The sequence below is a fragment of the Devosia psychrophila genome (assembly GCF_000971275.1).
Taxonomy (GTDB): domain Bacteria; phylum Pseudomonadota; class Alphaproteobacteria; order Rhizobiales; family Devosiaceae; genus Devosia; species Devosia psychrophila.
The window spans coordinates 1-26,799 of sequence record NZ_LAPV01000060.1; the positions used below are offsets into that span (position 1 = coordinate 1).

Consider the following 26,799-nt stretch of genomic DNA (forward strand, 5'->3'; position numbering starts at 1 on the left):
TGTTGAGCGGCATTGTTCCGGTGATCCCACCCAAAGCCAACCGCAAGAACCCGCCCCCATGCGACTTCAAGGCATACAAGGACCGCAACCGCATCGAACGCATGTTCAACAGGCTCAAGCAGTTCCGCCGCATCGCAACACGCTTCGACAAGACCGCGAAATCCTTCGCGGCCTTCCTCGCCTTAGCCGCTGTAAGGATATGGATACCGTACTTTGTCAACAGGACCTAGCTCAAGCTGAGAGACGCTTCGGATCGATCCTTAAAGTTACGACGAGACCATCCTTCTCCCAAGCGTATTGGATCGATCCGTTCAGCGTCCCGCTAATACTGCGTTCGACCAGTTTGGTGCCATAGAGGTGGCTCGGGAAATCTGAACACGGGGATGAGTGGATTTTCTGCCTGACGGCGGCCAATATGCCCGCGAACAGGAGATCGACGTTCTCAAACTGCTAGGAGCTGGCCATTGCCAGCGCCCTTCACTTGTCACCCAAGACCGTCAATCACCATGTTTCAGCGGTACTGGGCAAGCTTGGGCCGAGTCCCATGGTCAGGCCGCCGCGATCGGGCATCAGCGAAGCCTGATTTAGCGGCTACTTCCGCGGCAGCAATGCAGTGATCTCAAGTGATTACCCTGCTCTAGGACACTGGCGGCCATGCGTTCAATCACTGGGCCGGAGCGGTGTCAGGCCGTCGTGTCTACTCATTCATAGTTCGTTTGTGGGCATAGAGCAGGGCCGCTTAGCCGTGCAAACGTCCGAACAGATTGCCAAGCGGCGCCTGAACAATGGATGTCGGCAGACCCATCTGGGCGGTCAGTGCCAGGAATGGGCGGGGGGGCAATTGTTCGACGTTGACCATTCGCCCGATATCCCAGTCGCCATGGCCCACTAGCAGGGCGGCTGCGGCGGCGGGGACGCCGGCTGTGTAGGCAATTGCCTGGCTGCTGATTTCGGTGAAGCAGTCGGCATGGTCGCAAGTGTTGTAGAGAAGGACCTGATGGGGCTTGCCGTCCCGGGTGCCTTTGGCCAATACGCCAATAAAGGTTTTACCCTGGTACATCGGGGCTAGAGACGCCGGGTCCGGCAGCAAGTGCTTGACCAACTGCAGAGGGACGACCTTAGTGCCGTCAGCCAATACGACCGGCTTTTCGGAAAGCAAACCAAGGTTCTTCAACACCTCGAACACAGTAATGTAGTGCTCGTCAAAGCCCATCCAGAATCGGATATCGGCGTGAGGAAAATGCGCTGACAGTGAATGAATTTCGTCATGGCCGGTCAGATAGCTTTTCTGCCGGCCTACGATTGGCAGATCGTCGATTCGGCTAATCTCGAACATTGCATTGGCCACCCAGCGACCCTCCTGCCAGGTCCAGACGTCTCCGGTGAATTCGCGAAGATTGATTTCGGCATTGAAGTTGGTCGCGAAGTACTGACCGTGGGATCCGGCATTGACGTCGATGATATCGATGCTGTCCAGCGCATCGAGATGGTCTTGCGCTGCCAGAGCCACGTAAGCATTGACGACGCCAGGGTCGAACCCCGCGCCCAAAATGGCAGTGATGCCCCGGCGCTCGCATTCGGCGCGGAGGGGCCACTCATGGTTGGCGTACCACGGTGGCTGCTCACAGACCTTCTGCGGATCCTCATGGATGGCGGTGTCGATATAGGCAGCACCGGTTTCGATACAGGCGCGCAGCACCGCCAAATTGATAAAGGATGGGCCGACATTGACGACGATGCTCGCTTCGGTCTGCCGGATCAGGTCTATGGTGGCTGCGGCGTCGAATGCGTTAAGTTTATGCGTCTGCACCACGATGCGAGCCTCAACGTTGGCTTTTGCAGCAACACTTTCGGCGATGGCGTTGCATTTCTCGATGGTGCGAGAGGCGATGTGGAGACTTCCGACACTATCCGCCGCAGTGGCCAGTTTATGGGCGACGACGTGCCCCACGCCGCCTGCGCCTATAATGAGGATATTTTTTTTCACGTAGATCGCTAATCCTCAGGACAGGCTGCTGGCATAATCGGAGTAGTCAAAGCTCCGGATCAACCTGATCTCGCCATCCAATTCGCGGACGGCAATGGATGGCATGTTGAGGCCGTTGAACCAGTTCTTCTTGACCATGGTATAGCCTCCGGCGTCCTCGAAAGAGAGGCGATCCCCTACCTGAAGGGGCTTGGGAAACTGGAACTCACCGAATTCGTCGCCGGCAAGGCAGGATTGCCCGCACACCAGATAGCGATGCGGCCCTTCGTTCGGTTGCAGCTTGGCGCTGAGCCTGTAGGTCAGGAGATCGAGCATATGAGCTTCAATGGACGCATCCACGATCGCCAGTTGCTTGCCATTTTCGAGTGTGTCGAGCACCGTCACTTCCAGTGACGTGCTTTCGGTAACGGCGGCCTCCCCGGGCTCGAGATAAACTTGCACGCCCCAGCGTAAGGCGAAAGCCTTGAGCCGATCCGCAAGCTGATCGAGCGGGTAATTGTCAGCGGTGAAGTGAATGCCGCCGCCGAGGCTTACCCATTCCAGCTGTCCCAGGAACGACCCGAAGCGTTGCTCTATCTCATCGAGGATGGCTGCGAAACTTTCGAAACTATCGTTATCGCAGTGACAGTGGATCATCACTCCCGAGATGGAAGGCAGGGCCGACCGGATGCGATCAAGGTCCCATTCTCCCAGCCGGCTATGCGGCCGCGCGGGATCGGCGAGATCGTAGTTCGATGAACTGACCTGCGGGTTGAGCCGAAGCCCGATTTGCTTGCCCTTGGCTTTTCCCGAGAATCGTTCGAGTTGGCCGACCGAGTTGAAAATGATGGTGTCGCAGTGCGAGACCACCTGATCGATCTCGTTATCGCTGAAAGCGACCGAATAGGCGTGGGTATATCCGCCGAATTTCTCGTGCCCCAGCCGGACTTCGTTGAGCGACGAGGAGGTGGTGCCGTCCATGTGCTGCGCCATGAAGTTGAACACGGTATGCGCGGCAAAACACTTCAGTGCCAGAAGACAACGGGCGCCGGAGCGCTGTCGAAGACGCGAAATCCTGGTCAAATTACCGAGAAGGGTCGCCTTGTCGATAAGGTAGTAGGGCGTCGCCAGCGTCAAACGGCAGGCCTTTCCGGGCTTTGAGTGCTGCGAGGGATGCGGTCGTTCGCATGACCTCGCAGCAAGGAATTGCCTTAGGTAAGACGCTTGGGCGGGGGTGCCAGCGTGTTCTGTTCGGCACTTGGTGCAGACGACATAAGCTGAGCAAGGATATCATCGGCGGACTGACTTTGCCTGCCGATGCCTGCTTCGCGCAGTTGCCTATCCAAATCGGTGCCATCTTCGATGGCAGCGAGCTCGGCCCCCGCAGCGATGCGATTGGCGGTTTCTTCCTGCCGCTTCTTGATACGCCCCAGACTATCCATCGCCGTGCCCATGCGGCTATTCACGCCCGACTGGTTGTGGGCGATGGCAGATTGGGCACGCAGCAGGGCCTCGTTGGCCTTAACGTTATCGACCTCGCGCTTCATCTGCGTAATTCTGGACTCGGTGTCCTGGATGGTGCGCAGCATCTGTTGCTGGCGAGGAATCAGGCCATCGAGCTCCTGCTGATCACGCTGCAATTCACTGCGAACCAAGGCGATACGCTGGGCCAGGCCCTGAGCCAGGTCGGTCCGTCCTGCTGCGATTGCTGAACGAGCGCTGTCGCTGTCCTTGGCTTCCTTGGCCCGGCTTTCCTCGATGCGCCGCATCATGCTCTTGTTGGACGCCATGATGCCGGCCAGATCGGACCGGGCTTGGCGCAGCGCCTGCTCGGCGTCGCGAATCTCCTGATCGAGGATACGCATCGACTGATTGTCGACCGCCGCTTCCGTGGCTTCACTCACCCCGCCACGAATGGCAGTAAAAATCTTGCCCCAAGCACTCATGCTGAAAACTCCCCGCTGCGCCACTCTTCGATCATGCCGGCTGCATCGACCGCATTAGCGGCAAGGATGGCAACCTCTTCGACAACCATTGCTGCGGGCGAACGCGCCGACAATGAGCCGAACAGCTCATACCATTCTTCGCCATCAATGGTCGTGATGCCAAAGCTGGAAAGCGGCACGAACTTGTGAGTCTTGAGCACCATGCGCTCGAACGCCTCGCGATTGGGAATGCTCGAACACTGCGCCAGCACGACGCTCGCCAGGATGTCGTGCTCGCCGCTGACTGTGACGAATACATCAAGGTCGCCTTTTTCCTTGAGCGTCACATAGAGGACCTCGCCTTCCGAGGGCACATTCACGTCAACGTCGCCGAGCATCTCGGGATCGGCAGCAAAGAGCCGCGTAAGCGACGTCAGGTTCCAGGTCTCCAAGGCAGGCCTCCATAGTTTGGGGAAGTTCGATATCGATTGCGTCTGACCGGCAAGCTGTCATGACAACTCCCGGCCAAAGAGATTACTAGAGGCAAAGACGCTGCCGTATCGCACGGTCGCTCGACATTAACTAGAATTGGGCCACCAGCCATCTCGCTGGCCGACCCTTTCCTATGACTTAACCTGCTTTACAAGGGAAAACGAGCAGTTATCCGAGCCGCTGACATGGTCATGATCAACATCGGCCGCCATGGCGGTCTTTTGCCGCAGAGCAATCACCTCTACTGATGGGCAGTGACTAATTGAGGCGTGGCCGCTACAAACTTCATGATGAATCGGGAGAGCATGAATGGTCAACTGGTTCGGCAGGCGCAGTGAAGGCGGCAAGCCCGTCGCCGTCGAAATGGGCCCGTTGGGTGTCATCATCGGTGGCGCTATTGAGCTGGATTTCCTGTCGGTTGAAGCTGACGCGATTGGTGGGCAACCATCGATGCCATTGCCGCTATCGGAGCCGATGATCGTAACTGCTTATGGCCAGGTTCGGCTTGATGCCGCGACGACCTTGTCGCGCTATTATGACGACCAGCATCACATGCTGCAGGTGCTCTCGGGTTCCGGCAAGCCCGGGGAACAGGTGCAGGACGTCAGCTATTACCAGCCGTGGGACAGCGTCGTTCCGGCAGGTCCGGCCGAGTGGGACCGCTGGCGCGGCCGCAATGGGCTGCTGGGCCAACCGACCTACGATGCCGACGGTATCCTGTTCCAGCGTTTCTGGGGCGACGGGCCTGACCGCACCGAGCCTGTCGAATTTGTAGAACAGGTGGATGACGGGGAAACCCGGCGGACGATCCACCAGATTTGCATGCTGTATTATCGTCCGCTGGGTACCGCGCGGGAAATGCTGCTGATCAACATCGAGCAAGATGTTGAAAACGCCCGTGCCGGTGGATCGGTCGAATTTCTGCTCGGCTATGGGCTTGGCCCAGCCGACGTGCGCCGAGTTTGAACCAACCTTTCACAAGCCAAGGAATGCATCGATGCTCGATTACCTGGTAGGGATACCTGCTTTTCTCGGATACTTCGCCATTGGCATGGTCGCCTTTGCAGTCTTTACCGGCATTTATACGTCACTCACGCCGCACAAAGAGATCGAGCTTATTCGCTCCGGCAACGTCGCCGCTGTAACGGCTTTCCTGGGCGCGCTGATTGGCTTCAGCCTCCCCTTGGCGTCGGCGGCGGCGAACTCGGTAAGCGTGGTCGATTACGTCATCTGGGCGGTCATCGGCATTCTCGCCCAGATCATGGCGTTCTTCATTGCAAATTTCACCATGCAGCGCCTGCACGAGAAGATCACCAACGGCGATATGGCAGCCGGCCTCTGGGGCGGTGGCATTGCCCTCGCGGTCGGCATTCTCAATGCTGCCTGCATGACCTATTAAGGAGCGCACTATGCGTAGACGCTTTATCGGTGGTCGATCCCCCCTGCTCGCTCTTGGCACCATTGCGGCGTCCAGCCTGGCACTGGCCGGCTGCGCCGGCGAGGCGCCGGCCGAAGTCATGTTCACGACTGCAGAGCAGTGCATCCAAGCAGGCATGGACCAACAGGTCTGCCAAACTGGATATCAAGATGCCGTTCAGGCCCATCTGACCAACGCGCCGCGCTTCGATGGATTGGCAGCATGTGAAGCCGAATATGGCGAAGGCCAGTGTACTGCGGCTCCGGCACAGGCCGATGGCGGCGGCGGCACCGGCTTCTTCATGCCCTTCCTTGCCGGTTATATGATGTCATCGGCTCTCAACAATATGGGTGCCTACAACAACTATCGCCGCGACCGCGAGCTGAACGGCTATGCGAATGGCGCCAGTCCAATCTATCGCAACCGGTCCGGCCAGACCCTTACCCCGACGGTGGGGCGGCCGAACGGCACAGCCATCGTCCCCAACCGAGCCACGATGCAGCCCGTCAATGTGAACACGCAGACTGTCGCCCGGCAGGGCTTTGGTGGGCGTTCCACCGGCATGGGCTTTGGCGGTTAGATGAAACGGATCACCGTTCCCGCCCGGCCGGACTGGCAAGCAAAAGCGCGCGCTGTCGGCTTTGGCTTCCATGAAATGTATGGCGAGCCCTATTGGCTCGACGATGCGGCCTATGTGTTTTCCCTTCAAGAAATCGAAAAGCAGATAGAGGCCCCCTCCTCCGAGCTGCATGAGATGTGCATGGACCTGGTCGGCGACATCGTCGGCAGCGAGGAACAGCTTGATCGATTGGCTATACCTGAACAGCTGCGAGACATCGTCCAGCGGTCTTGGCAACGCGGGGACCGGCACCTTTATGGCAGGTTCGATCTTGCCTATGACGGCAAGGGGCCGGCCAAGCTCCTCGAGTACAATGCCGATACGCCCACTTCCGTGTTCGAAACCGGATATTTCCAGTATAACTGGCTCACTGACCAGATCGATCTCGGCGTTTTGCCGAATGACGCAGACCAGTTCAACTCGCTGCAGGAAAATCTGATCGAAGCGTTTGGCGAGTTCCCGAAGTCGTCGATCTTCCACTTCGCCGGCATGCTCGACAACGAGGAAGACCGCGGCACGATTGTTTACCTGATGGACTGTGCGGTACAGGCCGGACATCGGGTGGACCTACTCGACATGGCCGACATCGGAATCGACGCCCAAGGGCGTTTCACCGACCTGCAGAACCGCGTCATCGACCGCTGCTTCAAGCTCTACCCTTGGGAATTCATGCTGCGGGAGCCATTCGCCCGCCAGCTTATTCCCTCCGGCGATGCATTCGTCGAGCCGGCCTGGAAAGCGGTGCTCTCCAACAAGGGCCTGCTCCCTTTGCTGTGGAAGCGGCACGAAGGACATCCCAACCTTCTCGCCGCTTATTTTCCAGACGATGCCAAAGCCGGCGAGCTCACCAACTTCGTGCGCAAGCCGCTTTTGTCGCGCGAGGGCGAAAACGTCACGATTACTCGCAATGGCGAGGTGACGGCCTCCATGCCCGGAATTTATGGCGAAGAGGGCTTCGTCATTCAGGCCTATGCGCCCCTGTTCGAAAGTGAAGGCGGATACGCAGTCCTAGGCAGCTGGATCGTTGGCGATCGAGCCTGCGGCCTTGCCGTCCGCGAAGACCGCTCACCGATAACCGCCAATCTGTCGCGTTTCATTCCCCACTTCATCCAGGATTAGCCGTTCAATTGCAGAGGCTTGCATGATCCGTATATATTCTTGGACAGAGGACGAAGACGAGGTTGCGCTCGACGCTGTTACGGTAGGGATCAAAAGCGATACCCGGATTTTGACGGTGGCCGGGCTGCAATTCGGGCAACGCGATGCGGTGGTTTACTATCCTGAATGGCAGGGCAAAGGCGGTCTCATCCCGGCTGCCATGGAAGGCCCGATGCCGGTTCAGAGCGCATTGGAGCGCGCGGAGCGGCTTTGCGCGCAGCATGACTTCAAGCGAGTGGTAGTGTGGCTGCAACACCAGGAGCTTTGGGATGCACGTTGGGGCCAGCTAGCTCTAGAGCCAGGACTTTAGCGCCGGACAGACCCTAACGGGTGAATGCACATTTTCGGTACCACACCTCATTTCGAAAAATCAAAAGGTCGTCCTCAGTGGACCCTTGATCCGATGAACCGGCAAACACCGCAAAAGGCGCATCCAGTTTATCCGCGCATTTCCCGGAACTGATCGAGGGAGGTGCCATTGCAGGCAAAATCGAGCAGGTAACAGCAACGTTGTTATCAATGGTCATTTCGGCCGTAGTGTTCGATGGGTTCATCCGCAAAACGCTGCCAGCGCGGTCAACGTAGATACAGGTATCGAAGGCCGCCCCGCTGGAACTGGCTGCACCAACAGTCAATACCGCAAGCGTCAATATTTTTATATCCATGCGGATCTACCTTTCGGCGCAGTAGCTAGGTGGCAAGTATGACGGCTGCAGCAGCGGCCCAGACGAGCATGAAGACGATCAAGACGAACAGAGCTCGACCTAGCAGGCTATAACCTTCGGGTGGTGGCCGCCCCCCCGCATATGGCGGATAGGAAGCTTGTTCCGAGGCAGGCTTGATCGAATTGACGGAGAATAGTTGCATCGTATGCTCCAAAGACCGACGAACGCGTCGCTGGCGTCGGCCAGCGGGAGAAGAAAAGGTTTAGAAGAGGACCACTATGACTGCCGCCACAACCAGGCAGGGTAGACCGATCAGGGCAATGATCCGTAAAATGCCCATGTCCCGGCTATGGTTTGGATTTTGCACAGCAGGATAAGCTATGGCGGCATATTCGGGTTGGTCAGGGTCGGTGTCGTCCAACGTCCCACCTTTTGCGGAACGACCCTCGGCTAGGTGATCCATGTCAGATGCCCTCAGCAATAATCAGCCCGTCGGCTTCGCGTTGCGCCGATAGCACTGCTCGCATTTCAGGCGCTGTAACAGACTGGCTGGTCGTCGCAGCGGCGGTCTGGCTGGCGACGTCGACCAATCGGAACAAATACCCATCGAAGCACGTGACCAGAAACCGCAGATCGGCGTGAGCTGCGCGATGCGACCAGGCAAAATTGTCGAAGTGAACGATTGGACCGCGACAGACATTGAAATCTCCGAACAGACTAGCTGGCGTCGCGCAAAACGTAATCTTGCGACGCTGGCAACAGAGTGAGGTGAGTGGCGGGCCGGACGATGCGATGCCGGGCCTCAACAAGGGTCTGAAAATGCAGCAGAACGGTGCGCAGCAGAGTGTCCCCTTCCACCTGTCCTTCCTCGTGGAGGTTGATATTGGGATTGTCGTTGACCTCGATGACCACCACTCCGTCGGCGGTCTGCTTCAGGTCGACGCCGTAAAGCCCGTCCCCAACCAGCTTGGCAGCCGCAAGCGCGACATCCTTGACGGTGTTGGGCACGTCGATGACCGGGATAGCTTCGGTCTTGCCTTCGCGCGGCGGCGCTTCAGCGGAGTGGCGGATGATCTGCCAGTGGTCGGCATACATGAAGTACTTGGCAGCAAAGATGACCTGCCCGGCCAGGATGCCGATGCGCCAGTCAAAACTAGTGTAAAGAAACTCTTGGACCAGGACGATGTCTGACTGCCGCAACATCTCGCGGGCGATTGTCTCGAACTCGCTGCGATTTTCAGCTTTCTTGACTGCCAGACTGAACGCGCCATCGGGTACTTTCAGCACAACGGGATAGGCCATCTGACCTTCTGCCTGCGCCAGTGTCCTCGTCGTCACGAACATGGTCCGTGGCGTTGGTACGCCGTTGCCGCTGAGGAGTTCGGAAAGGAACGCCTTGTTGGTGCAGCGCAGGATCGATGCGGGATCGTCAATCGCCGGCATGCCAATGGCCACGGCTTTGCGGGCAAAGCGAAAGGTATGGTGGGCAACGGCCGTGGTCTCGCGAATGAATAGCGCATCGAACTGCTGCAACTTGCCGATGTCGCGGCGGTCGATCAGTTCAACGGCAATGTCCATTTCGACGCCAACGCGGGCAAAGGCTTCCAGGGTCGGCAGATTTGAGGGTGCCATCGGGTCGGACGGATCCTGGAGTATGGCCAGATCGAGTCGAGCTCCCTCGCTGGCCGGGCGGGGCCGCCAGGACCGGCGCGTAAAGCGCGACAAAGCCTCCAGAAACACGGCATCGCGGCTCGGGTCGATGTCTCGGGGATCGAGAGGGCGAATGGCCGAAACCTTCCACTGTTCGCCGCCATCGCCGCGCTCCAACTCAATCGTGAGCAGGGGACACTGGAACGTCTCGAAGCTCTTGCGGGCCAATTCGGCCAGCGGTTTCTCGTCAATATGGCCAAAAAACACCTGCACGCTCATCGCATTCACCGAAAGGGGTATGCCTTCCAGCGTTCTGGCGGTCTTTGCCAATGCGGTCAGGCGTGGGGTCACCACTGCCTTTTGCTGCATGTCGACGATTGTTTCGACACTCGGCGTGACCCGATCGCCGCGGGCTTCGGCCAGCAAGGAAACGTAGTAGCCCAGGCTCATGTAGGAATAACCGCGGCAAAGGTTGGTCACCTTGCGCAGGCCTGTGCCAAACGTGTTGCCCAGAATGAACTCATGGGCGGTAACTACTGTGACGTCACAATCCGTCCAGCGGAAGTCATTCCGCTTTTCGACAACAACAATATGGTTGGTCATTGCAGTGAACCTGCCGCCCCAATGCCGGGCAGCACCCGCTGGTAACGTAGCGCGTCAGTGCCGTCCTCGTAGTAAGTGGCGGTCCGCTCGAACGGTACGAAGCCGCAGGTCTCGAACAGCCGCTGCGCGGTCATGTTATCGACGCGGGTTTCAAGGCGAACAAAGCGCAGGCCCCTGCGTTCCGCCTTTTCGATGGCGCTCTCGAGCAACCTGGCACCAAGGCCCTGGCCTCGGGCCGGTGCGGACACGGCCAGCGAATAGACCCGCGCAACGGAAGTCTTCTGGTTGAACAGGAGCACGGCACTGCCGGCGACCTGCCCACCAATTTCAGCGACGATAATGGTCGCGGATAGGCTTTCGATCAGGCTGTGCCAACTGCGCCGGGAAATACGGTCGGCGGTGAATGCGGCAAACTCCAGATCGATTAAAGCATCCAGATCGGATGCGGCTGCGGCGCGTATGCGGGAGGACGTCATGGGCTCATCTATGAGAAGTTGGAACCAAACCATGCGCTGCGCCAATCCCCTTTTCAAATCAGGTTTTCATAAGCCACCATCACAGGACGACCGGAGCTAAACCCAGGAAATGCTGAAGTTTTAGAGGCTTTTTGAATTTCGGGTGTGGATAAGGATGTCGTAAAATCGGCTTACCGCCAGTCTTTTGTGACCGGCATGATGTCCTATCGGAGCATGGTCCAATGCTCGGTGCTCGGCTGCTGTTCGCCTTTGAATTTCATCAAGCCACAAGATGCACCTGCCCTGTTGACTATCGGCCTGGGCGCACTGCCAGACACGCAATTGGTCTACCAAGATTGCCTGGAACAGGGGTCACACACCCTGCAAGCCCATGATATTCGTGCGATTGACGTCGGCCTGCAGCTCAGCCCCAATCGACCTGTCATGCTTTGATCAGGCAAAGACCGTGATCGCCGAAGGACGGATGATGAAATGCGCCGGAGTAAAGGTCACCAGATCTCCGTCGGTATTGATCGGCATCGGACGCTTGGTGCGAATGTCGAACTCGACGCATTTGTCGGTGCGCACTTCTTCCCAGGCGCCATGGGTGCCCTTGCGGAAAGCGCCCATCAGCAGCAACAGGCGCAAAACATTATCGTGCTCGAGGCTGTAGAGATCGAGGTGTCCGTCATCGATCGCAGCGTCGGCTTGCACCACCGTGCCGCCACCATAATGGCGCCCATTGCCGACAGCGATCTGCATCGAGCGCACGTCGACCGTGCCGGAGCGGTTGATGATGGTGGCGCTGAACGGGCGAGCCTTGAGCAAGACCTTGGCGGCGGCGAGTGCATAGCCCAGCTTGCCCCAGCGGCGCTTGGCTTCCCGCGACAGCGAATTGGCAAGGCTTGCCCCCAGCCCCATGCTGGCAACGTTGAAGAACGGATGGCCATTGACCTCGCCAAGATCGATCTGGCGCGTCTTGCCGGCCAGGATGATGTCGGCGGCGGCGAGCAGGTTGTCGGGAATGTCGAGCGTGCGGGCCAGGTCATTGGCCGTTCCCATCGGCATGATACCCATGGGCAGGCCGGTGGCCATGATGCCCTTGGCGGCCGAATTGATCGTGCCGTCGCCGCCACAGACGATCACCAGGTCGGCGTCGTGCCGCCGCCGCTCGATATCGGCCGAGACTTCTCCCGGCGTGTGGAAGCGCTCGACCTGCACATCGATGCCGCCCGCCTCAAGGCGCGAGATGACGGGGTCAAGGCTGTCGCTGCCGCGTCGCGCATTGGGATTGATCAGCATCAGCGCGCGGCGGCGTGGGGTCTCGGTCATTATTGGCCTCGCTGGACGACGTTCCGGGCATGGCGATGAAGACGGGCTTCGCACGCCATGGGTAACGCCTCAAATATGCTCTTCGTCACATACATGCCAGTCAATGCCGAAACAATTCGAGCCGTTCGGAGGGTGGCATTGTCGGGGATTTCCATGTTCCCACTTTTGGTTACGGTCTGTTCCTCTAACGGAGCTTTGTGCTCCCGTCGGAAGCGGACGAATGGATAGATACCGTCCCTGCCCTTCTGTTTGCGCACCAATTCGGTGCTGCGGCGATCTGCGCAAACACCCGACAGCAGACGAAGCTGCCAGCTACAGTTATTCGACGGCCGGTGGCGTAAGCATTGAATATGGGGGAGTGGTGTCGACGTAATCCCGCTCCCTGCTCGACGGTGTCGAAACGGTCCAATACAAGGAGTGTGGCGGGAGTTCGCGCCGGTTCTGAGGGGGGCTCAATTGGAGATCATATCGGTCAAGACTGCGGCAACACGTGGTCATTGCATGCATTTGTGGGTTCGCATCGAGACCGACGCCGGGATCACCGGCCTCGGCGAATGCGTCCATGGCGGCCATCAGGCAATCGCCATCATCCAGCATGAGCTGGCGGACAAGCTGATCGGTCGCGATCCATTCGCCATCGACGCCCTCTTCGAGGAACTGCGCCGGAGCTTGGTCTTTGAGGGTGGCTTTGCGGGCGCGCTGATCACCGCGCTGACGGGCATCGAGATTGCACTCTGGGATCTCAAGGGCAAGGCGCTGAAAGTGCCGATCTATGAGCTCATGGGCGGCAAGTTCCGAGAGGACATCCGCGTCTATTGCGACTGCGAAGTTTCGCCCGGAATGAACATGGGCGAGGTCCAGGCCGTGGTGGACGAGGTGCTGGAGGCAGGCTTCACCGCGCTCAAGGTCGATCTGGACATCCGCGCCTACGGGCATACCGGCAGCGAGACCGGCTGGTACGAAAAAGACAAGTTCAACATGACTCCCAACCGTTGGGAGCATGACCGCATGGTTGAGCTGGCCGGAATGGTTGTGCAAGCTGCTGGCCCATCGGTCGATGTCGCGGCAGATCTGCATACCAGGCTCGACAAGCATAGTGCCATCCGCCTTGCCCGCGACCTCGAGCCGCTTAAGCTGATGTGGCTCGAGGAGCCCGTGCCGCCTGAAAATATCGACGTCATGGCAGAAATTACCCGCAGCACGTCGACCCCGATCTGCGCCGGCGAGAACCTTTATCTGCGGCACGGTTTCCGCAAGCTGCTTGAGCAGCAGGCTGTCGACATCATCATGCCTGATATCCCCAAGTGCGGCGGACTTTCGGAATGCCGCAAGATCGCCGAGCTGGCCGATCTCTACTCGATCCCGTTCGCGCCCCACAACGTGTCTTCGCCAATCGGCACCATGGCATCGGCGCATGTCTGCGCCACCATACCCAACTTCCTGGTGCTGGAGTTCCACTGGTTTCACCGCGACTACTGGTCGACGATCACCGATGGCGGCGAGATCATCACGAACGGCAAGATCACCATGACTGACAGGCCGGGGATAGGGCTGGAGCTCAACGAAGAGGTGGCGAAGGCCCACCAGTATCCGGGAACCACCTGGTTCGCGTGATCTTTGGCAGCGCGCCCATGGCATCGAAGCCACGGGCGCGCGCACCAGGGTGCATCTCATCTAGGCATGACCATTGAGCTTGCGCCAGGCCTCGTATTCCTCATTGGCATCGGGATGGAGCGGGTAGTAGCGCTGCAGTGGCGCCCCCTCCATCAGCTTGATACGCGAAAACTCTTCCCACTCGGCGTGCTTCTGGCCGTCCTCGATGACAGCTTCCGCCATCGACACCGGCACCACCACCGCGCCGTCGTCATCGGCCACGATAATGTCGCCGGGCACCACGGTAACGCCGCCGCAGGCGATCGTCACATTGACCGCATAGGGGTAAATGTCGGTCTGCACGTGGTAGTTCGGCGACCAGCCCTTGAGCCACAGCGCCAGGTCGAGCTTTTCCACATTCGGTCGATCGCGCATCACCCCATCGATGATAATGCCCGCGCCGCCGCGACCCTTGAAATAGGTACTCATCATGTCGCCGAAAATGCCCGACCGCATGTCGCCTCGCGCATCCACCACCACCACATCGCCGTCCTGCACATGATAGAGCACGTGCCGGTGCAACTGGGTCTCGGGGTCCGCATACTCGCCCTCGCTGAACAGGTCCGGCCGCTGCGGCAGGCACTGGAGTGTCAGCGCGGGCCCGCAGATCGACTTGCCCTTGGTCTGCGGCAGGATCCCGGTCATGTGCGGATTGCGAAAGCCCATATGGCCGAGCGTGCCCGCAATGGTTGCGGCGCCCAGGCCTCTGAGCCCCTCGATAAGGTGCTTGGACGGCCGCGTGATATCTGCGGAATTGGTCATCGTGTTTTCTCCACTTTGGGCTGCGGCGTTACCAGTTGGTTACCGAACCGTCGGTGCGCCGCAGGTGCGGCGCTTCCCAGAATTTGAAACTCTGCTTGGCCAACAGCGTTTCGTTGACCTCGACCCCGAGGCCCGGCGCGTCGCTGACCGGGTAGACGGCACCCTCGAGTTGCGGCTGTACGGGAAAAAACTCGCTGTTGTCGAAGCCGAGCGCCCTTTCGGGGGCTCGTGTTTCGAGCCAGGCAAAATTGGGTACAGCGGCGGCAAAATGTACCGTTGCCGCGGTGCAGACCGGGCCCAGCGGATTGTGCGGCATCAGGTCGACATAATGTGCCTCGCTCCAGCCGGCCACCTTCATGGCCTCGGTCAACCCGCCGATATTGCAGACGTCGAGCCGGTTGAACTGGTGGATACCCCGCTCGATATAGGGCACGAACTGCCACTTGCTGGAAAACTCTTCGCCGATGGCGAACGGAATATCGGTCATCGTGCGCAGCGATTCATAGGCCTCCGGCGTCTCGTCGCGAATGGGTTCCTCGAGGAAGTCGAGCACGCCCCGGTCGAGCTTGCTGCAAAAGCTGGCTGCCTCGGCCACCGACAGCCGATGGTGGTAATCGATGCCCAGCACGACTTCGCTCCCGAGTTCCTCACGCGCCTTGTTGAGGATGCGCGCGGTGGCGGCGATGGACTGGCGCGGCTCGAAAACGTCGCGGCTATCCTGCCCGATCGGAAAGAACCGGATGGCGTCAAAGCCCATTGCGCGGAGTTCGTGGGCACGCTCGATAGCGCCTTCGCCGGCGTTGTCGCCTGTCGAGGCGAACGTCGGGATGACGTTGCGCTGCTTGCCGCCGAGCAACTCGTAGACCGGCACGCCGAGCGCCTTGCCCTTGATGTCGTGCAGAGCGATGTCGATGGCGGAGATTGCCGCCTGCAGCACGCGTCCGCCCTCGAAATACTGGCTGCGATACATCTCCTGCCAGATGCGGCCGATCTGCATCGCATCCTGGCCGATCAGGAATTCGCGATAGTGCTCGATGGCGCCGGCCACAGCTTTCTCGCGTCCAGAGAGCCCGCTTTCCCCCCAGCCGCTAATGCCCTGATCGGTCTCGATCTTAAGCAGGAACTGGTTCCTGATGCCGACCCAGACCGGGTAGGGCTTGATGGCGGTAATCGTGAGCTTGCGCGGCATGATGGTCTCGTTTGCGGCATTGGTCAGTCGGCGTGCAGAGCCATTTCGGTTTCGCCGTCGAACAGATGGATGCGATCCTGATCGAACTCGAGCCACACCTGCTCATCGGGCGCCACGTGAACCGCAGGCGGCACGCTGATATTGACCAGCGAGCCCGAGAGGAACGCCTGCACGAACGTAACGTCGCCAGTCGGCTCGACCGTATAAACCTTGGCGGGGATCGCCCCTGGCTGGGCCGACTTGTGCAACTTGATAGTCGAGTGGCGGGCCCCGAGCACGATCTTCTTGCTCTTGGCAGCCGCTACCTTGCGGGCATTGAGCGGCGACAACGGCAGCGCCCAGCCTTCGGCGCTGGTCAGGACTGACATGCCGTTGGCTGTCGAGGCCTCGAGCGGCACCAGGCTCATCGCCGGGCTGCCGATGAAGCTGGCGACGAACATGTTGAGGGGATGGGCGAACACCTGCGCGGGCGTATCGTATTGCTGCAGGAAACCGCCGTTCATCACCGCCATCTTGTCGGCCATGGTCACGGCCTCGAGCTGATCGTGCGTTACATAGATGATGGTCGCCTTAAGATCCTGGTGGAAGCGCTTGATCTCGCTTCGCATCTGCACACGCAGTTTGGCATCGAGATTGGACAGTGGCTCATCCATCAGGAACACGGCCGGATCGCGGACCAGCGCTCGGCCAAGCGCCACACGCTGCTGCTGTCCCCCCGACAGCTCCCGAGGCTTGCGCTCGAGCAGATGCGTCATGTCGAGCACCTTGGCTGCGTCGCGCACCTTGCGATCGATCTCGTCCTTGGGAAGCCTGCGCATCTGCAGCGGGAAGGCGAGGTTGTTGTAGACCGACTTCTGTGGATAGAGCGCATAGTTCTGGAACACCATCGCAATGTCGCGATCCTTGGGATCGAGATCATTGACGACGCGATCACCGATGACGATGTCGCCCCCGGTAATCGGGATCAGTCCCGCCACCAGGTTGAGCGTCGTTGTCTTGCCGCAGCCCGAGGGGCCAACCAGCGCGACGAACTCACCATCGTTGACGGTCAGCGAGACATTGTTCACCGCATAGACCGAGCCATAGGTCTTGATGAGGTCTTTGAGCACCACCTGGGCCATTACGAACCACCTTCTTAGTGTTTGACGGCGCCTTCGGTGAGGGCACGCACGAAGTAACGCTGGAGCAGCAGGAATAGGACGACGACCGGAACGCTCATCATGAAGCTGGCAGCCATCAGGCCCGGGAAGTCCGTCGTGTTCTCCGAGAAGAACCGCTGGATACCCACGGGCAGCGTGAGCTGCTCATTCTTGGTAATGAAAGTGGCCGCATAGATATATTCGTTCCAGGCGCCGATGAACGAGTAGATCGCCGTTGCGATGATGCCGGGCACTGAGAGTGGCATCACGATCAGCAGGAACGCCTGAAACCGTGTTGCCCCGTCGATGCGGGCGGCCTGCTCCAGCTGGATCGGGATGTTGTCGTAGAAGCCCTTGAGCAGCCAGATCGCGAGGGGCAGCCCGAAGGTGAGATAGGTCAGGATGAGCGACCCATGCGTATTCACGAGGCCCAGTACCCGCATCAGGATGAATAGCGGCACAAGGAAAATCACCGCCGGGAACATGTTCCGCAGCAGCACCGCGAAAAACAGGAACTGCCGCCCGGGAAAGGTGAACCGAGAGAAGGCATAGGCCGCCGGCACCGCTACGAACACGGCGAGCACGGTTGTGCAGACCGAGACGAACAGGCTGTTCCAGAAGAAGCGCAGGAAGTCCTGGCCCACGCTGTTCTGCGGGTCGAGCAGCTTCTGATAGCTCGCCAGCGTCGGCTCGGACGGCCACCATTGCGGCGGGAACTGCATCGCCGCGAAGCCCGACTTGATCGAGGTCAGCAGCATCCAGATCATCGGCAGTGCCGTGTACATGAGCATGAGCACGAGGAAGATGCGTCCAGTCCAGCGCCAGCCATCGATACGCCTGCGGCTGCGCGGCGCCTGATTGTTGGAAATCGAAGTCATGCGCGGTTCTCCTTGCGCTCATTGCCGCTCAGGGCACGGACGTAGAAGTAGCCCAGCGTCATCACGATAATGAACAGGAGGACGGAATAGGCCGCCGCCACACCCCAGCGCTGCCGGCCGAAAGCCAGCTCATAGATATGGGTGATCCAGATATGGGACGCGTTGGAGGGCCCCCCGCCGGTCATGATCCAGGGGATGATGAAGGAGTTGAAATTGGCCACCGCCAGCAGCAGGATCGTCACCGTGGACACCCCGCTCAGATAGGGGAATGTGACATGCCAGAAGCGCTGCCAGGCCGAAGCCCCATCCACCTGGGCGGCCCGCAGGAGCTGATCGGGCACCGTCTGCAGACCCGCCATTAGCATGATCATGGCGAACGGAAATTCGCGCCAGATATTGACCACGATGAGGGAGGGCAGCACCGTCCCGACGCTGTCGATGAAGTTGGGGGGCCGGTCGACGATCCCCAGTTGTACCAGCACGATGCCTATGATGCCGAAATCGGAATGATAGATCCATTTCCAGATATAGGATGCAGCAACCGCGCTGATCACCCACGGAATGATCAGGATGGCGCGCAGCACGCCACGACCGAAGAAGTCGCGATGCAGGGCCAGTGCGGCGCCAAATCCGAGCACGAAGGCAATCAGCGTCGATGCCAATGTCCAGATCACCGTATTCAGCGTTACGCGCCAGAACACCTCGCTGCTCAGGATGGCGCTGTAGTTGTCGACGCCGATGAAGACCTTGTCGCGGAGCTGCAGCCCTGGCGGCGTTTTAAAGAACGACAGTTCGATCGTATAGTAGACAGGATAGGCGATGACGACGAGCATCACTACAATCGCGGGCAGAACATAAAGATAGTCGGCACGCTGGCGCCACATGCGCTGGAGCACGTTTTCGCTCTGGATGCCTGCTCGAGAAGACTTGGCGTGGTCTGTTACTGCATTCACTGGTCGCTCACCCCATTTAAACTGGAGAGGAGGGGCCGGCAGCAGCGTTTAGCCGCTGCCGGCCTGTGATTGTGGGAGAAAGCCTAGAGCCCCTCACCACTGGTGACGTTGCGGACCTTCTCGGCTGCGTCTTCCGCCGCCTCATCGACCGTCATGGCGCCAGTCAGGGCATTCTGCAGCATGTCGGGGATGATGATGTTCATGATTTCCGGCGTTTCGGGCAGCGCCGGGAACGGCACGCCGTAGGGCAGCATGGAGGTCGTCACGTCGAGGAACTTGATTGTTTCCAGACGTTCCTTCATCCACTTGGTCTTGAAGCCGTTCAGATTGCCCGGGTTGGAGCCGGCATAGGCCATCTTCAACGACCACTCTGGGCTGGTCCAGAAACAGACCATGGCCTTGGCTGCCTGCTCGTCTACCTCGCCACCATCGACATATTCGGGATTGAGGATGTGGATGTTGGAGCCACCGAACACGACGGCACGCCTTCCATCCGGACCGGTCGGGATCTGGCCGTACCGCATGTTATCGATAACCGCCTGAGCCTTTTCCGCGTCGCCGCCGGTGGCTTTGGCCTGCAGGTCCAGCATGACGTTATAGTCGGAGGGATGCGAGATCATCATGGCGACCTGGCCGGCCAGGAACAGTGGCTGATTGTCGGCCTGCTGGTTGGTCAGTGCGGAGACCGGAACCGACTGGTCACGGACATACATGTCGTACGAGGCCTGCAACGCACGCTTGCTCTCGGGACTGTTGAGTTCGATGGCCTGATAGCTGGGGTTCTCCCGGGCTTCGTCGAACACGCCGCCGCCATAACCCCAAAGCTGGGGCATGAAGCGGTAGGGTGTATTGCCGGCGTTTTTGCGGGCCACGAGGCCGTAGCCGGCGATCCCGAGATTATCGTGGATCTGCTTGGAATAGGCGACCACGTCGTCCCAGGTTGCAGGTGGCTTCTCTGGATCGAGGCCTGCGCGCTCGAAAATGTCGGCATTCCAGATGAACGCCATGGTCTCATTGTTGGTGGGGATGCCGTAAGCCTTGCCTTCCCACATGACCGACTTCATGGCGCCAGGCCAAAAATCCTCGGTCTTCCAGCCAACGTCTTCGGGGCTCAGTTCCTGCAGGTAGCCCTTGGAAGCGAACTCGACGCCGCCAAGAATCTGCAGACGCACCATCATGGGACCCGCATTGCCGAGCAGCGCCGTGCGGAACTTGTCGAGCAGGTCGTTGTAGGTTAGCGCCTGCTCCTCAAGCTCGATGTTCGGATAGGTTGCCCGGAAAGTCTCGAAAAAGTCCTTGTAGTACTGTCGCAGCAGATCGGGGTCGCCCTCGAACACACCCTGGTACCAGAAGGTCAGCTTGCCTTCGTAGTCGAGCGGGGTGACCGATCCGCACGCCTCGGCGGTATCGAATTCCTCGGTTCCGGCAATGGAGCGCACATATTCAGGCGACCACTTGCTGATATCGACGCTCTGGCCAAGCACCGACGTTGTCATCAGCGACACCGCAAGCGCAGAGACTACTGCGCCATGCGCAAGCGCACGGCCCAATTGGTAGTTCCTCATTAAGTCCTCCTGTCTCCCCCGCCTGCGTCCTCGCGGCAGGGTCCCTTTTCAGCGGCGCACACCGGGCTTTGCCTCTTTGTGTACATCCACCATCCAATATACGTCGCAGAAGCCATATTGCGTGTCAACCGGAATGGATTATACATTATCATATGAGTTTTCTGTATGGTGCGTCAGAAAAGCCTAGCGACGGCTCAGCCCGTGGGAGCTATGAAGCCGACGAAAATATCAGGAGCGACAGGCTTTACATGAACGACTTCAAGGCACAGCCGCCAGCAGGCATGGAGCCTACCGGCGCGTCCACCGAAGGCGCCTCGATCTACGAGCAGATCAGGGATGACATTATTTCGGGGCGCCTTAAGGCCAATGAACGGTTGATCGTCGCCGATCTGGCGCAGCGGCATCAGACCTCCACCAACCCCATTCGCGAAGCGCTGCAATTGCTGCGCGGCGAGGGGTTTGTGATCATTTCACCCAATCGCGGCGCTCGGGTCCGGCCGATCGACCGGGATTTCGTACGCGACATCTACGAGATCGGCGTGCTGATCGAGCCGGCGCTGACGCGCTGGTTCGTCGGCATGGCAACGCCCCAGGACATTGCACAGCTCGAAGACGTGCAGGCCCAGATCGAGGCCAACAATTTCGCCGATCCAATCCGCCACAGCGAACTCGACACGCGGTTCCACACCATCATGTACGAGCGTCACTACAACAGGCATGCCGCCGAGTTGTGGTGGAAACACCGCGAGGTGCTGCGTGCCCTGAGCCGGCGCTTCAATTTCACCCTGGCCCGGCGGGCGCAGGTGCTGCGCGAGCATCGCCTGCTGATCCAGCACATCAAGGAGGGCGAGGCGGACAAGGCCGCCGAGCTCGTTGCCATGCATGTCGAAGGCTCGGGTCGCCATATTCTCGAACACATGCGCGCCGGGGAGGCCGCACGGGCGAGCTAAAGCATCGTGCGGAAAGGTAGGCACCGGTTTCCGCTAAAACGATGTGGCATCAAAGACTTAGAGCCGGCGATTTAATTTTTTCAAATCGCCGGCTCTAGAATACGAAAATTGGCCATCGAGGCCAAACCATCCTGGGGGGAGAAGGCAATGAAGATTACCGGCGTTCGGCCGTGGCTGATCAAGTCCAGCGCATCATACTGGGGCGAGTTCCTGTTCGTCGAAGTCACCACCGACGAGGGCGTCACCGGCTGGGGTGAAATCACCACTACGACCTATGTTGCCAACCGGGCGCTCTGCGTGATGCTCCAGCAGATCAGCAAGATCGTTGAAGGTGACAACCCCGCCCATATCGAGCGGATATGGCACAAGATTTTCCGCAACTTCACCTATATGGGCAGCCGCGGCGCGGCTGTGGAATGCGTGAGCGCCATCGATATTGCACTCTGGGACATTCGCGGCAAGGTTCTGGGACAGCCGATCTACGAATTGCTCGGCGGGCCGGTGCGCGACGACATCCTGCTTTATACCCATCCCGACCAGCGCAAGTTCACCAGCAACGAAGCGGTGGTGCAGGAAATCCGCGACATCATTGCCTCGGGCCACACCGCGCTCAAGTTCGATCCGTTCCCCCAGCAGGGCCCCAAGGGCAAGGACGGGTATGCGCGGGAGCAGTCCGAGGGCTATCTCGACGGCTCCATGACCCGCAAGGACGAGCGCGAGGCGGCCGAACTGACCGCCCTGATTCGTCAGACCGCCGGCCCCGATATCGAAATCCTCATCGACGCCCATGGCCGCTTCGACGTGCCGACCGCCATCCGCCTTTGCCGCACCCTCGAAGAGGCAGGCGACATCGACTGGTTCGAGGAGCCGGTTCCGCCTGAGAGCTTCAATGCGCTGAAACAGGTCCGCGACAAGGTCAATGTTCCGATCTCATGGGGCGAGCGCGGCCACACCAAATGGGATTTCGTGCCGATCCTCGAAAACCAGCTTGCAGACTACATCATGCCAGACGTCACCTGGACCGGCGGCATCACCGAGCTCAAGAAGATTTCGGCGCTGTGCGAGGCTTACTACATCCCCGTCTCGCCCCATGATGCCGCTGGCCCGATCAACGTGGTGGCGGGCGCCCAGGTGATGATGACGGTGCCGAACTTCTATCGGCTCGAAACTTCGGAGTGGAACCTCAGCAAATACGATCACCTGATCGACAAGCCGCTCGACAATTCCAATGGCAGCCTCAAGCTCAACAAGGCGCCGGGCCTCGGTATCGAGATGAACCGGGACTATCTCGCGGCAAACCAGGTGGAGTTCGACTGATGGACGTCACCAAAGCTGCCGAAACCATCGAAAACAACGTCCGGATGAGTTCGCGTCCGAGCGAGCTGCGCATCACCGATCTGCGCGTCGCCGAGATTGTCGGCGCGCCGTTCACCTCGGCATTGATCAAGATCTATACCAACCAGGGCATTGTCGGCCTGGGCGAAGTGCGCGACGGCGCCAGCGCGACCTATGCGCTGATGCTCAAGAGCCGGCTGCTGGGGGAAAACCCCTGTGATGTCGACCGCCTGTTTCGTCGCATCAAGCAGTTCGGCGGCCATGGCAGGCAGGGTGGTGGCGTCTCGGCCATCGAGATCGCGCTGTGGGACCTCGCGGGCAAGGCCTATGGCGTGCCGATCTACCAGATGCTGGGCGGCAGGTTCCGCGACAAGGTGCGGGTCTATTGCGATACCGATGCCGAGAAACCCAGCGGCACCGAGACCGGCAAGCGTCTCAAGGAGCGCATGGACCGCGGCTTCACTTTCCTCAAGATGGACCTCGGCCTGATGCAGATCGCCGACGTTCCGGGGGCCGTCGTGGCGCCGGCCGGCTCGCTTGAAGGCTTTCGCACCCATCCCGGCCACGGACGGGCCATGACGGCCCAGCAGCGCATTGCCCGCGCCGCCGTCTATGACGTGCATAATGTGCGCCACCCCTTCACCGGCCTGCATTTCAGCGACAAGGGCATCGACCTGCTCGAGCAGTATATCCACGAAGTGCGGGAGGTCATCGGCTACGAGATACCGCTGGCCATCGACCATGTCGGCCACATCTCGCTGCAAAATGGCATCCGGCTGGCCCGACGCATCGAGAAATACGTGCCGGCATGGCTCGAGGATGTGGTCCCTTGGCAATATGCCGACCAGTATCGGCAATTGCAGGAGGCCACGACCGTGCCGATCTGCACCGGCGAGGATATCTACCTCAAGGAGGGCTTCGAGCCTCTGCTCAAGTCCGGCATTTCCGTCATCCACCCCGACCTGCTGACCTCGGGCGGCATTTTCGAGACCAAGAAGATCGGCGATGCGGCCCAGGAGCATGGCATCGCCATGGCGATCCACATGGCCGAGAGCCCGATCGCCGCGATGGCGGCCGCCCATGTCGCGGTTGCCACGGAGAACTTCATGGCGCTTGAATATCACAGTGCCGACGTGCCGTGGTGGGACGACATCGTCACCGGCCTGCCCAAGCCGCTAGTCAAGGACGGCTTTATCACCGTGCCCGACAAGCCGGGCCTGGGCATCGACGACGTGGTCGACGAGGTCATCGCCGGGCATTTGCAGGACGGCGTCACCGGCATCTGGCAGTCCACCGAGCAATGGGATTTCGAACACTCCTGGGACCGCACCTGGAGCTGATTTTTACCACTCCCTTTGGCGAGAGATATGGGTCAACATCGACCGACTGAATGAACTCCTGGGACACGACGATGATCTATGAAATGCGAATCTATAATTGCGTGCCGGGCCGGATGCCGGCCCTGCTGAAGCGCTTCGCGGACCACACCTGCGGTCTGTTCGAAAAGCACGGCATCCGGCAGGCGGGCTTCTTCACCACCCTGGTCGGCGAGAGCCACAATCAGCTCACCTACCTCCTGGCCTGGGAATCGCTGGCCGAGCGGGAAGTCAAATGGTCCGCTTTCGCTACCGATCCGGCCTGGATCGCCGTGCGCGATGCTTCGGAGGCAGATGGGCCGATCCTCGCCAGCATCTCCAATCAACTGCTCACGCCGACCGCGTTCTCGGCCGTCAAATAGGGTCGTCTAAATGAAAATCACCGATCTGCGCTGCGCCGTCATCGGGCGGCACCCTATCGTGCGCATCGTCACCGACGAGGGGGTCTACGGGCTGGGCGAGGTGGAATTCACCAAGACCTATCTCAAGCCCTTCGTCCTGCATTTCCGCGAGGCGCTGATCGGCGAGGACCCAACCGATGTCGAGCGCTGCATGCTCAAGATCCGCCAGCGCGGCAGCTTCAAGCCCTATGGCGCGGCGGTCTCTGCCATCGAGCATGCGCTGTGGGACATTGCCGGCAAGGCGGCCAATGTACCGGTCTATAAGCTGCTCGGCGGCAAGGTGCGCGATCAGGTGCGCGTCTATAACGGCTCGATACGCCGCAAGCGCACGGGCGACAAGCCGGAGGATTATGCCGCCGATGTCAAATGGATGGCCGAGCAACCCCAGAATTTCTTCATGGTCAAGCAGGGCATCAGCTTCCACTCCAACATGAAGGACAATGTGGAGGACTTCCACTATGGCGTCCGCCAGACCAGGTCGGGCTATCACGGCGCCATGGACCAGGGGCAGATCTCCGAGCGCGGCTTCAATCACATGCTGGACTGCGTCATCGCCATGAAGGAGGTGCTTGGCGACAAGGTCAGCCTGGCGCTCGATTGCGGCCCGGGCTGGTTCCTGCCTGACGCCATCCGCTTCGCCAATACGGTAGAAAAATACAACCTCATGTGGCTGGAAGACATGCTGACCGGCGACTATGTGCCCTGGGTCAATCCGCAGGCCTATCGCGAACTGACATTGTCGACCACCACGCCAATCCATACTGGCGAACAGATTTACCTGCGGCACAATTTCAAGGAACTGATCGAAACCCAGGCCGTGCGCATCATCGGGCCGGACCCGGCCGATATCGGTGGCATTGCCGAACTCAAATGGGTGGCCGAACACGCCTATATGCACTCGATCATGATGGCGCCGCACGGCACCGCCAACGGCCTGCTGGGGCTTGGCGCGCTGATCAATGTCTGCGCCACGCTACCGGCCAATTTCATCGCGTTTGAATACCCGAGCGCGTCCGATCCGTGGTGGGAGGATATCGTCATCGGACTACCCAAGCAGATCGTGAAGAACTCGATGGTGGACCTGCTGGAGGCGCCGGGCCTAGGACTCGATATCGATCCGGTCGGGGCCAAGAAGTACCTGCTGGAAGAGGATGCCGGGTTTTTCGAGCCCTAGCGAGTTGGCTACAGACGGCGACAAACAGGACACACCAATATAGCCGTCCTTCAGTATCTGACACGCATCCAGTTCGAAGCAGGGGCCATCACCATGCCCGCTGGTGAGCTGGAGCTCCTCCGCGTATCGCGCGCCCTCATCGTTACAGCAGCGTGGAGCCGATGGCGCGAGGAAAGTGCCCTTGGCGCGGCACCCTATCGGCCTTTCGGCTGCTTCAGCGAACACATGACTCAGAGCTGACAGCCGCTCCCGGCCCCCTACCCTGCCCTTCGAAACCGCTCTGCCTAAAGTGGACAACGAAGTGGGTTTCGGACCGGCGGCTCATTGTAACGAAAAATGAGAAACGCAGACACTGGACTGTTTTCATCTTCCGGTGCGCGGTCAAGACCGGAACGATAGTTCGGGCTGTGCCGTTGCCCGCCGATGCGAGAGGATGAAACGCCATGAGCCAAGACCACAATATTGAGCAGCAGAAGAAGTTTGGTGCCGCCGCACAAAGCGGCGCGTTTGAACAATTTGCCGAGCTGGTCGCGCCGGACTGCATCGATCATGATCCAGCGCCCGGGCAGGTTGCCGGTCCTCAGGGCTATGCGACGTTTTTCCGCGAGATGCGCGCGGCCTTCCCGGATATGAAGATCGAGCCGATCCATCTCGTTGCTGACGCGGACAATGTCGCATTCGCCTACACGTTGACGGGCACTCACCAGGGCACATTCATGAATGTGCCACCCACCGGACAGCCCATTAAAGTGCGCGGTTTGCAAATCTCCAAATTCAAAGACGGAAAGATGGTAGAACGTTGGGGCAGTTCAGACGAGCTCGGCATTCTCAAGCAGCTCGGCGCGGCCTGACTAACCCACCTGCTGGTCGGTAAGTTCTCATTAGACGCCACCGAAATATCGGACGTCAGGTCCTGAATGACGCCGATTATCGCCCGAGAGCCCTGATTGGCCCGGCTGCGAACGTTCATCTTAGAACGAATGGCCGCTTTTGGGATTCTGTTGCCCCATCTGCGAATGACCGCAATGGTGAAGGGTTTCGGGTGCCTCTTGGCGTACGAAAGCCTCTCATGCAGGAACCCGTGGTCCGCAGGTGTTGCGCTATGGGTTTTGCTGTTTTGGGGTGATCGAGTGCGTGCCTCG

General features: G+C 59.7%; 31 protein-coding genes. 15 read left to right on the top strand and 16 right to left on the bottom strand.

All coding sequences use genetic code 11. The features are described 5' to 3' along the window. Both WH91_RS04765 and WH91_RS26035 read left to right on the top strand, forming a co-directional pair. Positions 1-230, top strand: a 230-nt coding sequence (locus WH91_RS04765) for an IS5/IS1182 family transposase (protein ID WP_046169027.1), incomplete at its 5' end; no start/stop codon positions are given. 251 nt (positions 231-481) lie between these two features. Then, positions 482-583 carry a hypothetical protein gene (locus tag WH91_RS26035; RefSeq protein ID WP_158409515.1) on the top strand — a complete coding sequence of 34 codons (102 nt, stop codon included), beginning with the start codon at positions 482-484 and terminating at the stop codon, positions 581-583. A 156-nt stretch (positions 584-739) separates the two neighbouring features. On the opposite strand, the gene WH91_RS04770 is transcribed toward WH91_RS26035, so the two are convergent. The 4 genes from WH91_RS04770 to WH91_RS04785 form a co-directional block, all read right to left on the bottom strand. Beyond that, on the bottom strand, positions 740-1,987 hold the full coding sequence (locus WH91_RS04770; protein WP_046169872.1) for a saccharopine dehydrogenase family protein: 1,248 nt from the start codon (positions 1,985-1,987) through the stop codon (positions 740-742). Positions 1,988-2,002: 15 nt separating this feature from the next. Next, the gene (locus tag WH91_RS04775) at positions 2,003-3,097 is read right to left on the bottom strand and encodes a carboxynorspermidine decarboxylase (RefSeq protein ID WP_046169896.1); all 1,095 of its coding nucleotides are present in this window, start codon (positions 3,095-3,097) and stop codon (positions 2,003-2,005) included. A gap of 80 nt (positions 3,098-3,177) precedes the next feature. After that, on the bottom strand, positions 3,178-3,912 hold the full coding sequence (locus WH91_RS04780; protein ID WP_046169873.1) for a PspA/IM30 family protein: 735 nt from the start codon (positions 3,910-3,912) through the stop codon (positions 3,178-3,180). Beyond that, entirely contained in the window at positions 3,909-4,343 is a 435-nt protein-coding gene (locus WH91_RS04785; protein WP_046169874.1) for a YjfI family protein, read from the bottom strand. The genes WH91_RS04780 and WH91_RS04785 overlap by 4 nt, the downstream gene beginning before the upstream one ends. 349 nt (positions 4,344-4,692) lie before the next feature. Between WH91_RS04785 and WH91_RS04790 the strand changes: the two genes are divergently transcribed. The 5 genes from WH91_RS04790 to WH91_RS04810 are packed head-to-tail and all read left to right on the top strand — an operon-like array spanning position 4,693 to position 7,887. Further along, a complete protein-coding gene (locus tag WH91_RS04790; protein ID WP_046169875.1) occupies positions 4,693-5,349 on the top strand; it encodes a DUF2491 family protein in 657 nt (218 codons plus the stop codon). A 31-nt stretch (positions 5,350-5,380) separates the two neighbouring features. Next, entirely contained in the window at positions 5,381-5,782 is a 402-nt protein-coding gene (locus WH91_RS04795; RefSeq protein WP_046169876.1) for a DUF350 domain-containing protein, read from the top strand. Positions 5,783-5,792: 10 nt separating this feature from the next. Beyond that, positions 5,793-6,380: a DUF1190 domain-containing protein gene (locus tag WH91_RS04800; protein ID WP_046169877.1), complete on the top strand. Its 588-nt coding sequence runs from the start codon at positions 5,793-5,795 to the stop codon at positions 6,378-6,380. Further along, on the top strand, positions 6,381-7,538 hold the full coding sequence (locus WH91_RS04805; protein WP_046169878.1) for a glutathionylspermidine synthase family protein: 1,158 nt from the start codon (positions 6,381-6,383) through the stop codon (positions 7,536-7,538). A gap of 22 nt (positions 7,539-7,560) precedes the next feature. Continuing rightward, positions 7,561-7,887, top strand: coding sequence for a hypothetical protein (locus WH91_RS04810; protein WP_046169879.1), 327 nt, complete (start codon positions 7,561-7,563; stop codon positions 7,885-7,887). Between the two features lie 13 nt (positions 7,888-7,900). Here the strand turns inward: WH91_RS04810 and WH91_RS24095 are convergent, their stop codons facing one another. From WH91_RS24095 to WH91_RS04825, 5 genes are all read right to left on the bottom strand, one after another. Then, the gene (locus WH91_RS24095; protein ID WP_143078253.1) at positions 7,901-8,242 is read right to left on the bottom strand and encodes a hypothetical protein; all 342 of its coding nucleotides are present in this window, start codon (positions 8,240-8,242) and stop codon (positions 7,901-7,903) included. A 25-nt stretch (positions 8,243-8,267) separates the two neighbouring features. Beyond that, a complete protein-coding gene (locus tag WH91_RS24555) occupies positions 8,268-8,444 on the bottom strand; it encodes a hypothetical protein (RefSeq protein ID WP_158409516.1) in 177 nt (58 codons plus the stop codon). A 262-nt stretch (positions 8,445-8,706) separates the two neighbouring features. Continuing rightward, positions 8,707-8,841 (bottom strand): hypothetical protein, encoded by a 135-nt coding sequence (locus WH91_RS25735; protein WP_280140258.1) that lies wholly within the window; start codon positions 8,839-8,841, stop codon positions 8,707-8,709. A 118-nt stretch (positions 8,842-8,959) separates the two neighbouring features. Beyond that, the gene (locus WH91_RS04820; RefSeq protein ID WP_046169881.1) at positions 8,960-10,495 is read right to left on the bottom strand and encodes a RimK family protein; all 1,536 of its coding nucleotides are present in this window, start codon (positions 10,493-10,495) and stop codon (positions 8,960-8,962) included. Continuing rightward, positions 10,492-10,971, bottom strand: a complete 480-nt coding sequence (locus tag WH91_RS04825; RefSeq protein WP_046169897.1) for a GNAT family N-acetyltransferase — start codon at positions 10,969-10,971, stop codon at positions 10,492-10,494. Before WH91_RS04825 ends, WH91_RS04820 begins: the two co-directional genes overlap by 4 nt. A 144-nt stretch (positions 10,972-11,115) precedes the next feature. Between WH91_RS04825 and WH91_RS04830 the strand changes: the two genes are divergently transcribed. Continuing rightward, positions 11,116-11,403, top strand: coding sequence for a hypothetical protein (locus WH91_RS04830; protein WP_046169882.1), 288 nt, complete (start codon positions 11,116-11,118; stop codon positions 11,401-11,403). Here WH91_RS04830 and WH91_RS04835 read toward each other — a convergent pair whose 3' ends face one another. Further along, positions 11,404-12,282: a lipid kinase gene (locus tag WH91_RS04835; protein WP_046169883.1), complete on the bottom strand. Its 879-nt coding sequence runs from the start codon at positions 12,280-12,282 to the stop codon at positions 11,404-11,406. A gap of 417 nt (positions 12,283-12,699) precedes the next feature. Between WH91_RS04835 and WH91_RS04845 the strand changes: the two genes are divergently transcribed. After that, a complete protein-coding gene (locus tag WH91_RS04845) occupies positions 12,700-13,896 on the top strand; it encodes a mandelate racemase/muconate lactonizing enzyme family protein (protein WP_280140259.1) in 1,197 nt (398 codons plus the stop codon). A gap of 60 nt (positions 13,897-13,956) precedes the next feature. Here WH91_RS04845 and WH91_RS04850 read toward each other — a convergent pair whose 3' ends face one another. The 6 genes from WH91_RS04850 to WH91_RS04875 form a co-directional block, all read right to left on the bottom strand. Then, positions 13,957-14,697 carry a ribonuclease activity regulator RraA gene (locus WH91_RS04850; protein ID WP_046169886.1) on the bottom strand — a complete coding sequence of 247 codons (741 nt, stop codon included), beginning with the start codon at positions 14,695-14,697 and terminating at the stop codon, positions 13,957-13,959. Between the two features lie 28 nt (positions 14,698-14,725). Continuing rightward, complete coding sequence (locus tag WH91_RS04855; RefSeq protein ID WP_046169887.1) at positions 14,726-15,886, bottom strand: mandelate racemase/muconate lactonizing enzyme family protein; 1,161 nt, start codon at positions 15,884-15,886, stop codon at positions 14,726-14,728. Between the two features lie 23 nt (positions 15,887-15,909). Next, positions 15,910-17,007 carry an ABC transporter ATP-binding protein gene (locus WH91_RS04860; protein ID WP_046169888.1) on the bottom strand — a complete coding sequence of 366 codons (1,098 nt, stop codon included), beginning with the start codon at positions 17,005-17,007 and terminating at the stop codon, positions 15,910-15,912. 14 nt (positions 17,008-17,021) lie between these two features. Then, the gene (locus WH91_RS04865; protein ID WP_046169889.1) at positions 17,022-17,903 is read right to left on the bottom strand and encodes a carbohydrate ABC transporter permease; all 882 of its coding nucleotides are present in this window, start codon (positions 17,901-17,903) and stop codon (positions 17,022-17,024) included. Then, complete coding sequence (locus tag WH91_RS04870; RefSeq protein ID WP_082101994.1) at positions 17,900-18,787, bottom strand: carbohydrate ABC transporter permease; 888 nt, start codon at positions 18,785-18,787, stop codon at positions 17,900-17,902. Before WH91_RS04870 ends, WH91_RS04865 begins: the two co-directional genes overlap by 4 nt. A gap of 152 nt (positions 18,788-18,939) precedes the next feature. After that, entirely contained in the window at positions 18,940-20,421 is a 1,482-nt protein-coding gene (locus WH91_RS04875; RefSeq protein ID WP_046169891.1) for an ABC transporter substrate-binding protein, read from the bottom strand. Between the two features lie 248 nt (positions 20,422-20,669). Between WH91_RS04875 and WH91_RS04880 the strand changes: the two genes are divergently transcribed. From WH91_RS04880 to WH91_RS04905, 6 genes are all read left to right on the top strand, one after another. Further along, positions 20,670-21,371, top strand: a complete 702-nt coding sequence (locus tag WH91_RS04880) for a GntR family transcriptional regulator (RefSeq protein ID WP_046169898.1) — start codon at positions 20,670-20,672, stop codon at positions 21,369-21,371. A gap of 147 nt (positions 21,372-21,518) precedes the next feature. Next, the gene (locus WH91_RS04885; protein ID WP_046169892.1) at positions 21,519-22,688 is read left to right on the top strand and encodes a mandelate racemase/muconate lactonizing enzyme family protein; all 1,170 of its coding nucleotides are present in this window, start codon (positions 21,519-21,521) and stop codon (positions 22,686-22,688) included. Next, positions 22,688-24,046 carry a mandelate racemase/muconate lactonizing enzyme family protein gene (locus WH91_RS04890; protein WP_046169893.1) on the top strand — a complete coding sequence of 453 codons (1,359 nt, stop codon included), beginning with the start codon at positions 22,688-22,690 and terminating at the stop codon, positions 24,044-24,046. The genes WH91_RS04885 and WH91_RS04890 overlap by 1 nt, the downstream gene beginning before the upstream one ends. Positions 24,047-24,117: 71 nt before the next feature. Beyond that, entirely contained in the window at positions 24,118-24,444 is a 327-nt protein-coding gene (locus tag WH91_RS04895) for an NIPSNAP family protein (protein ID WP_046169899.1), read from the top strand. A 10-nt stretch (positions 24,445-24,454) separates the two neighbouring features. After that, the gene (locus tag WH91_RS04900) at positions 24,455-25,657 is read left to right on the top strand and encodes a mandelate racemase/muconate lactonizing enzyme family protein (RefSeq protein ID WP_046169894.1); all 1,203 of its coding nucleotides are present in this window, start codon (positions 24,455-24,457) and stop codon (positions 25,655-25,657) included. 443 nt (positions 25,658-26,100) lie between these two features. Continuing rightward, entirely contained in the window at positions 26,101-26,508 is a 408-nt protein-coding gene (locus WH91_RS04905) for an ester cyclase (RefSeq protein WP_046169895.1), read from the top strand. The last annotated feature ends 291 nt before the right edge of the window (positions 26,509-26,799 follow it).